At 67.7% G+C, this 8,998-nt stretch carries 6 protein-coding genes and 1 pseudogene; all 7 read right to left on the bottom strand.

Going from position 1 to position 8,998, the window contains the following annotated elements:
* Positions 1 to 37: 37 nt before the first annotated feature.
* Positions 38 to 2,077: a ThuA domain-containing protein gene (locus ACWEQG_RS20700; protein ID WP_452286775.1), complete on the bottom strand. Its 2,040-nt coding sequence runs from the start codon at positions 2,075 to 2,077 to the stop codon at positions 38 to 40.
* A 92-nt stretch (positions 2,078 to 2,169) separates the two neighbouring features.
* On the bottom strand, positions 2,170 to 5,928 hold the full coding sequence (locus ACWEQG_RS20705; RefSeq protein WP_452286777.1) for a ThuA domain-containing protein: 3,759 nt from the start codon (positions 5,926 to 5,928) through the stop codon (positions 2,170 to 2,172).
* A gap of 316 nt (positions 5,929 to 6,244) precedes the next feature.
* Positions 6,245 to 6,553, bottom strand: coding sequence for an ROK family protein (locus tag ACWEQG_RS20710; protein ID WP_452286780.1), 309 nt, complete (start codon positions 6,551 to 6,553; stop codon positions 6,245 to 6,247).
* On the bottom strand, positions 6,550 to 6,708 hold the full coding sequence (locus tag ACWEQG_RS20715; RefSeq protein ID WP_452286781.1) for an alpha/beta fold hydrolase: 159 nt from the start codon (positions 6,706 to 6,708) through the stop codon (positions 6,550 to 6,552). Before ACWEQG_RS20715 ends, ACWEQG_RS20710 begins: the two co-directional genes overlap by 4 nt.
* 19 nt (positions 6,709 to 6,727) lie before the next feature.
* On the bottom strand, positions 6,728 to 7,297 hold the full coding sequence (locus tag ACWEQG_RS20720; protein WP_139572575.1) for a DJ-1/PfpI family protein: 570 nt from the start codon (positions 7,295 to 7,297) through the stop codon (positions 6,728 to 6,730).
* 90 nt (positions 7,298 to 7,387) lie between these two features.
* Complete coding sequence (locus tag ACWEQG_RS20725; RefSeq protein ID WP_452286783.1) at positions 7,388 to 7,516, bottom strand: hypothetical protein; 129 nt, start codon at positions 7,514 to 7,516, stop codon at positions 7,388 to 7,390.
* A gap of 218 nt (positions 7,517 to 7,734) precedes the next feature.
* Positions 7,735 to 8,067 (bottom strand): annotated as a pseudogene (locus ACWEQG_RS20730) (transposase); the annotation flags it as partial.
* Positions 8,068 to 8,998: the final 931 nt, after the last annotated feature.

Below are 8,998 nucleotides of genomic sequence, written 5' to 3' on the forward strand. Positions count from 1 at the left end.
GGGAGCGGCGATCTACCGCCCCCGCCGCGTCAACGGGTCAGCGGCGGTTGAGGTTCTGCATCCACTCCCGCAGCTCGCGCGCCTGCCGCGCGAGCTCGGAACGCGCCGCAGCGTCGCCGGAGGCCTTGTCGTTCGCCAGGTCGACGATCGAGTTCAGCGCCGGGATGGCGGTGGTGTAGTTGGTTGCCAGGTAGCTGTCCCGCGCGATGTCCAGGGCGGCATCGGCGGCGTCCGCGGCGTCCGCGGTCAGTAGCCCGGCCGCTCGGTCGGCCTCGATCAGCAGGCTGGTCTCGCGGTAGGACGAGCAGTTGGCGGCCGTCCGGCCGGCGGTCGTCTCGATCCCGCCGAGGATGATCCGCATGAACGAGTCGTCGTAGTAATGCGTCCGGAAGTGGCCGAGGATGTTCGAGAACGCCTTACCACCGCCCCAGTTCTGGCACCACGCGATCGGGTGGTCGCCGTTCATCAGCCGCAGCGGGTTGGTGGCCGCGTTGCCGCTGTTGAGGCTGCGCTGGTAGCTGTCCTCGTTGAGGCTCAGCAGTGTGTGCACGTCGGCCCGCATGTTGCGGTCGAAGTTGTAGAGCTCGTCGACCGTCATCCACTTGGCAGGGAGATGCGCGGTCGCCGGGTGCGTGTTGTCCTCGGTCACCACCTCGGCGTGGATGCAGCTGCCGCACTGGCCGAACCCGTTCTGGCCGTTCGGGTGGTTGGTGAAGAACCCACCTACGAGGTTGCCGTACCACGGCCAGGTGCGGAGCTCGAACGAGTCGGCGGCGCCGTGGATGCCGACATAGCCGCCGCCCTGGTTCATGTAGGCCTCGAAGTTCGGCTGCTCGGTGATCGCATTAAGCGGGCCCGGGTGCCCGACGTTGGACTCGAAGACGATCGTGTCGTACTTCTTGAGCTCGTCGAGGCTCAGGAACGGGCTCGTGGGCAGCGTGACGGTCGGGAGTTGCGGGTCGTAGACGTCGACGTTGAAGTTCTGCTCGATGCCGAGCTTCTGGATCGCGGCCACGGTGTGCGGGATGTGGTCGTGCCGGAAGCCCGTCGTCTTGGAGAAGACCAGGACGTTGTAGTCGGCGTCCGGGTTGTGCGGGAGCGGGGCGAGCACCGGGTCCGGGATGAACTTCGGGCCCTCCGCGGGCTCAGACTCGAGGCCCGTCGCGGGCTCCGGCGCGAGCCGGCCCTTGAGCTGGTCGATCAGGTAACGCGCATCGCCCACGAGCGTGCTGCGGGCCGAGCCGGGCCTGATCTGGCTGTTGGCGATCGAGACGAACTCGTTCATGACCTGGCTCGCCTGCTTGGCCGAACCGGCGTCGGCGAGCGCCTTCGCCTGGTCGAGCTTGGCTTGGAGCGCCGCGCCGACCTCCGCCGGGACGCTGCCGGCGGTCACGAACCGGCCGATCAGCGTGCCGACGTCCGCGAACGATGTCGTCACGATGAACGTCTGCGTGTACTTCGCGCTGTTGGAAGCAGCGTCAGAGAGATGCACCGCGAGCGTGTGCACGCCGAGCGACAGGTCGGAGGTCTGCACCGGCAACGGCGGGACCAGCTTGCCGTCGAGGTACATGTTCAGCACAGCCACTCCGCCCGAGCCGGGGGCGGGGTCCGTGCGCGTCGGGATAAGTGTGGCGACGTGACCGACGTGACCGTCGGTGATCGCCGGGTACGATGCAGCCGGCGCGCGCGTGTCGATCCGGACCGAGATCGAGCGGAACGCCGCGACGTTTCCGGCCGTGTCGACCGCGCGGTACCGGACGCTGGTGTTGCCCTCCTGCGTGATCACCGCCGACGCCGTGGCCGACGCCGGCGCCCCCTCGACGGGCACGTCGATGTAGGCGGCGCCGCCGTTGAGCGAGTACTGGAACTTGGCGATGCCGACGTCGTCGGTCGCCGACACGTTCAGCGTCACCGGGCCGGTGTACCAGTTGTTCTGGCCGGTCGGCGCAGAGGGCGACAGCGTCGCCACGTTGATCGTCGGCGGTGTCGTTTCCTGTGCCCACGACGGTGCCGCGGGGATGAGTGCGGCCGCCGTCAGGAAGGCGGCCACTGCCGATGCGCGAAATCTTCTCCGCATGATTGTCTTCTCTCTTGCCGCTATACGGGCGGGTTCGCTGGGAGCCGATGCCCGTGCCGACGAACTCGGGTTCGTCGGCACGGGCGGGTTCGCTAGGTGCCGATGCCCGTGCCGACGAACTCGGCCCAGTTGAGGTTGAACAGGTTGCCGCCCGTGGCGCCACCCGTGACCGAGCGGAACACCAGGAACAGCTCATGCGTCCCGGACATCGAGACCGGGAACGTCTGGCTCGTCCAGGTTCCCGTCCCGCCGGTGGACACGAGGTTGGCCGTCGTCAGGATCGGCCCGGTGATCGAGTCCTGACGGACCTCGATTGCCGCCAGCGGCGACCCGGGCGTGCGGCCGGTCGCCGCGTCCGCCACGCGGAACGTGATCGAATCGATGTTGGTCAGGTTGAATGGGCCGTTGAGCTGGAGCCAGTCGCCCGAGCCCAGGCTGCCGCGGTGCACGCCGGCGCCGCCGTCGGTGTTGTTCGCCGTGTTGGTGCCGGACTGGTTGACGACGAACTCCACCTCCTGGTGCTTCTGGCGGATCTGGTGCTGGCCGGTCGTGGTCAGCTGTGGGACCCCGCCCGGACCGCCGTGGTCGGTGTAGCGCGCCTGGATCACGCCGGAGACGTTGCCGCCGTGTGAGACGTCGTCGGCGATCGTGTGGAGCACGCCCGAGCAGCCGTTCACGGACTCCTCGGCGTGGCCGTGCGAGTCGTGGCCGAGCACGAACGTCACCTCCACCTCGGAGCAATTCACCGTCCCGTCCTCGGGGTCGGTGACCGTGACCGAGAACGGGATGTCGTCGCCGAACGTGAACGTCCCGCCCTCCACCGGCGTATTGACGACCACCTTCGGGCTCGTATTGCCCACAGTGATCACAGTGCTGGTCGAGGTTCGCTTGCCGGACGAGTCGAGCACGGTCAGCACGGCCGTGTAGCGGCCGGACCGCGTGTAGGTGTGCGCCGGGTTCGGGTCGGTCGCGATCGCCGAGCCGTCGCCGAAGTTCCACTCGTAGCGGATCGAGTCGCCGGGATCCTCATCCAGCGAGCCGTCGCTGGAGAAGTTCACGGTCAGCGGCGTTGGGCCATCGGTGCGGTCGGTGGTGAGCACGGCCTTCGGCGCGCGCTTGCCCTTGACGTACTCCCACTTGTACATGCCCGCGTCGGGGCTGATGACGTTGAACCCGTTGCCGTAGGTCAGCAGGTAGAACGCGCCGTCAGAACCGAACTGCAAGTCCATCGGGTTGTCGCACTCGAACCGGAACCTGCCTGCCCCGGCGTTCGCACGGCTGCCGCAATCCAGGAAGTTGTTGATCTTCTGCACGTGGTTGTTCTGCTTGTCGAGCTTGACCTCGCGCAGCGTGTCCTGCGTCCACTCGCTGATGATCACCGAGTCGTCGTAGTACGGCGGGAACTTGTGGGGGTTCGGGTTCTCCGGGTCGTAGTGGTACTTCGTGACCCCGTGCGGACCGACGCCGCCGGTGTAGAGCTCGGGGAACAGCCGCGGGCATTCGGTCGTCGAGCCGGGCGCGATCGGGCCCGGGGTCGGCGCGTAGTAGGCCTCGCACGGGGTGCCGAGCGGCGCGCTCGTGTTGTTGTCGCGGTAGGAGTACCAGATGTCCGGGTCGGTGACCGGCGGGACGTCCCTCAGGCCCGGCTCGACCGTCGGACCGCCCTCGATGTTCCACAGCGAGTCGTTGCGCTGCGTCGGCCCGTCGCACTCGAACTTCCGAGGCGGGTTGTGCAGTGGCGTGCCCGCGGTGGTGGTGCCGGGCGCGAACTCGTGGAAGTTCCACTCGTAGTGCGCGAGGTCGCTCTTGTAGCACGTCGGCCAGCCGTAGTTGGACGGCTTGCGCACAATCTCGTAGCGGCCGGTGCCCGGGGCGCCGTGCGAGCGCTGCGGTGTCTGGGCGTCGGGCGAGTAGTCGCCGACGTAGGCCACGTCGTTCTCGTCGACCTGGATCCGGAACGGGTTGCGGAAACCCATCGCGTAGACTTCCGGCCGCGTCTTGTCCTGCGGCGCTCCCCCGACCAGCGGGAACAGGTTGCCCGACGGGATCGAGTAGGCGCCCGTGCCGGAGCCGAAGTCGACCTTGTTGGCGGCGGCGGCGGAGATGTCGCCGTCCTTGACCTTGATCCGCAGCACCTTGCCGCGCAGGTCGTTGGTGTTCAGCGAGGTGCGGCGCGAGTCACCGGTGAGCCGCTGATACCAGCCGCCCTCCTGCGCCGTGTTGGTGGCGATCGCCGGCGTGGCGGTGCCGGTCAGGCCGGCGCCGTCGGCGGTGATCTGCGGCTGGTCGGACTGCTGCTTGCCGCGGCGGAAGAACACGTTGACGTTCGACGTGTTGACCGGGCCGCCGCTGGTCTGGATCTCATCCGCCTCGATGTTCGGGAGCGCCTCGAGCGCCGCGTCGATCGCATCGCGATCCGCGTTCCACGCGATCGGCGCCGTCGTCTGGCCCTCGAAGGTCAGCGTGAACGTGCCGCCCGTCGCGTTGGTGACGCGCACGGTCTGCTGCTCGTCGGTCTTCTGCGAGTTGTACGGTCCGTAGCCGCCGGCGTTGATGCCGCCCGCGGGCGTGTCATCGCCGGTGACCAGCCAGAGGTTGCCGTGCTTGTCGAAGTCGATGTCGCCCCCGACGTGGCAGCACTCCTGGCGGTTGACCGGCACACGCATGATCTGCTGCTCGGAGCCCATGTCGAGGTGCGCCGGCGTGCTGTCGGTGGCGTCGACGAACTTGAAGCGGCTGAGCTGGAAATAGCCCACGTACGGATCCCACGCGGTCTTGGACGCGGCCACGTTCGGCGGATTGGTGTTCGGCGTGGTCTGGGTGACGACCGATCCGTCGCTCAGCTTGACGTCGGTGACCTGCTTCGGCGAGTAGTAGAGGTAGACCCACTTGTTGGTCGCGAAGTCGGCGTCGACCGCCGGGCCATAGAGCCCGTCCTCGCCCGCGGAGTAGATCTGCTGCGTCATCGGCAGGCTCGGGTCGGCGAAGTTGGCGACGACCGTGGTGACGCCCGTGGTCGAGTCGTGCATGCGCAGCGAGCCGAGGCGGTCCGTCTGCAGGATGCGGCCGTCCGGCAGCTGGTCGAAGCCGATCGGCTCCTGCAGGTTCGGCGGCGAGCCGATCTTCGTCTGCTGGTAGTTGGCCAGCACGGTCGCGCCGCAGTCGCTGTAGACCGGGTCGGCCTGGCCCGCGGCCCAGCCGATCGCGCCCTTGAGGTGCTTGGTGAGGCCGGCGTCGAAGCTCGCGGCCGTGTTGCCCAGGCCGGTGTAGAACGAGCGGCCGCCCTGGAAGTCCTTACACCACGAGACCGGGTGATCGGCACCCATCGTGCCCCCGGCGATCCCGTCGAGGTCGGCGCCCTGCGGCTGCGGCCCGAACGGGTCCTCGACGACGGTGGCGAGGACGTGTGACACACCGCGGACGTTCTTCGTGAAGTTGTACCAGTTGTCGGTCCGCGACCAGAACTGCGGCAGATCCTTGCTCGCGTCGTGGACGCGGTCGGCGACCTTCACGTCACCCGATTGCACGTCGGTCCTGCCGGACGCACGCGTTCCCAGGAGGTCGGTCAGGAACGACCAGGACTCGTCGGTCTCGACCGCCGAGCCGACGCCGACGAAGCCGCCGCCGTCGCGGAAGTAGCTCTCGAAGTTCGCGCGTTGCGTGTCCGTGAGCGGGCTCGCGCGACCCGTGTCCAAGAACACGACCGCGCGGTACTGCTTCAGCTTCTTCTCCGTGAAATGGTCGCCCACGTCAGCGGGCCCGGGCGCCACGACCGTGAATTCACCGGGTCTGGCCGCATCCCGGATCGCGGCCAGGCCGGCCGAAGACACCGCGTCCTGGGTGCTGCGCACCACGAGTACCTTGAAAGCGGGCTTAGCCGCCGTGGGGGCCTCGGCGCTCACCGGCGTCGCGAGGAGCGTGATGAAAGGGGCGATGAGGGCTAAGGCCATCGTGGTCGCGGCGCGACGTCTGGGGCGTCGTCCGTTTTCTGGCAGGGCTGCGTCGAGCAGCCTGGCCCACGTTCGATGACGTGGTGACATGGGAAACCCTTCCTGACCGGGGGGACGTCAGGCAAGGCGCGCGCCGCCGCGCTTGTTGCCGCTTGTTGGCGTTGGTTGCGGATACGGGGGTTGCTGGAGAGGTGCCGCCTCCAGGTTTGTGGGGCCGTCAGTAGGCTGTCGGCCGGGGTAGTGAATCCATGATCGTGGTCGGGTCGTCGATGATCCGGTTGACCACCATGCTCGCGGCGCCGCGGGAAGCGGCGCCGAAGCCGAGCGTGGAGGCGACGAATCGGCACTGGGCGGCGGGGGCGGCCACCACGAGCCGCTGCACCTGATCCTGCGTGTGGGGCAGCAGCCACTCGGCCAGTGAGGCGAAGTAGCCCCCGATGACGATCAGTCGCGGGTTGAACAAGTTGGCCACGATCGAGCTGCCGAGCCCGAGCCATTGGCCGACCTGCGCCACCACCTGCATCATGCGCCGGTCGCCAGCACCTGTGCGGTCGTCGCCCAGGCTCCGGATCCGGTCGTACCGGGTCCGGAGCGGTGCAGCATCAGCACCGCGGGCCCGGTGCCGCTCTCGAGGACGTGGACGGGGGAGCCGCCGACTGTGACGGTCCGAAGTGCCGTCACCGGAACAGGCCAGGTGTGCTCATGCCGATGCGGAGTTGACGGACTTCGAGAAGACCTCCATCATCACCCGGCCGAACTGCGGCATGTCGGGCCAGCCGCGGCAGGAGACAAGGTTGCCGTCCACGACGTCGGGAGCGTCGATGACCGTCGCGCCCGCGTTCTCCATGTCACCGGTGATAGGGGGGAAGCACGCCGTCTTCCGGCCCTTCAGCAGCCCGTAGACAGCCGGCACCTGCGCGCCGTGGCACACCAGCGCGATCGGGAGGTTGCGCGCGAAGAAGTGCTCGGTGATGCGCCTGACGTCGGCGTCGACCCGGATCCACTCGGGGGCACGTCCACCAGGGATGATGAGGGCGTCATAGCGCTCGACATCGACCTCGGCCCAGGGCACGTCGACCGGCAACTTCCGGCCGTTCTTCTCCACGTAGGCGTCGGAGTTGGGGTCGAACTCGTGGATGACCAGCTGAACGTCACGCATCGTCCGTGACGAGACGTCGACGTCCCAGCCGCCCTCCTGCACGCGATAGTAGGGATACATGGTGTCGAGCTCCTCGGCGGCATCGCCGGTAAGGAGCAGCGCTCTAGGCACCTACTTCTCCTCGCAACTGGGGCGGATGAGGTGAATCCAATATGATCCGGTTGCGTTAGCATTCCTCGGCCCAGCCCGCCCGTCAAGCCTTTACCGCGATTCGTCCGAGCCCTTGACCTCGTCGAACAACCGCCGGAACCGCTCGCCGGACAGCAGGATGTGCCGGCGCATGGCGTAGACGGCGGCGTCGGAGCAGCGTGTCGTACACCTCGTCGGCAAGCCGGCCGCGAGATCTTCCCGGTGGTGTTCCGCCCGTCCTGGCCTCACGGCCCCGCGCGATCGTCGCTTCGTCGTCCACCGTGACGTGAGGTCTCTTCTAGCGTCTTCGCGAACCTGTTGACATCGGTCGCAACGCTGCTGCATGCTGACAACCACTCGGATCGTATAGGAAAGGTGATGGATGCTAGCCATCCTGCACCATCGCGGAACCGCCCGGGGATCACTCGCAGGCGGGCTTTGGCGAGGATGTCCGGGCCGATGTAGCGGCGGGCTTCGGTCCATTCGTCGGTCTGCTCGGCCAGTACGGCGCCGACGAGCCGGATGATGGCGCCTCGACTCGGGAAGATGCCCACGACGTCGGTGCGGCGGCGGATCTCCTTGTTCAGCCGTTCTTGGGGGTTGTTGGACCAGATCTGCTTCCAGATTTCCCGGGGGAACTGGGCGAAGGCCAGCAGGTCCTCCCGTGCGTGGTCGAGGTGGTCGGCGGCGGCCGGGTACTTGGCCGCAAGGGCGTCGATGACCCAGGCGTGCTGGGCGCGTACCTGGGATGAATACCCACACCTGCGGTACGGCGAGCACCCACGCGTGCCGTCTTGGACGGCTCGGGCGGTGAGGCGTTCGTGGCAAGTCGCTAGATCGGTCCGGTAGCCGGGCAGGAGGCGCCGCTCGATCCTCTTGGCGATGGACGCGGCACCACGGGCGGCGGTCACGGTGATCTCGTGTCGCTTCTGGTCCGGCAGGACGCTTCTGCTTCCGTCGGGGTAGACACCGAGCACCCGAATGCGACCCCTCTGGCTCCACAGCGGGTGGACGACGAGCTGGGCACCGGCCGGGCCTATCATACGAACGCGAGGACCTGCTGACCTGTAAGTCACGCGTCACTTCTGGCGGTGCGTTCGCTCCCAGACAGGGCCGCGTCAGCGATACGTTCCTGCTGCGCGATCTCGGCGTGTAGTTGCCCAAAGTTGTCGGCATCCACGGTCCGAAAGGCACCTGCCATCTCGGCTGCGCGGGGGAAGGGGCGCTCGCGGGTCGCCCACAACCGCCCGGCGTCGCTCCGCAGGATCCGCCAACCATCGTGCGACCGGGGTTCGGGGAGCGTGTTCACGTGCGTAAACGCTATCTGGTCATGATCACTGTGAGATGTGAGGGGTGTGTTTTTATCCTCTCGGACGGCCGGGAGGGAGGCGGTGGGAGAGAAATCCACACCGAGTAGAAGATCTTTGTACCGGGGTTCACGGGAATGGCAGATGCGTAGCCGTCAGCAACCGGTTGGTGCACTTGAAAGGGCATGACCGTCGTTCATCCGGGACAGCGCCCCCTGAAGCAGAAGGGCCTCCGGACGTGTTGCCGGAGGCCCTTCACCTAGCCGTTCTAACGGAAGCGGCGCAGGCGGAGGCTGTTGCTGACGACGAAGATGCTGGAGAAGGCCATCGCCGCTCCGGCGATCATGGGGTTGAGCAGCCCGGCGGCGGCCAGCGG

Source organism: Microbispora sp. NPDC004025, from assembly GCF_053604425.1.

What these genes read in the sequence shown, in the direction of transcription:
- ACWEQG_RS20700 (WP_452286775.1), bottom strand. Translation starts at nt 2,077, where the DNA reads ATGCGGAGAAGATTTCGCGCATCGGCAGTGGCCGCCTTCCTGACGGCG.
- ACWEQG_RS20710 (WP_452286780.1), bottom strand. Translation starts at nt 6,553, where the DNA reads ATGATGCAGGTGGTGGCGCAGGTCGGCCAATGGCTCGGGCTCGGCAGC.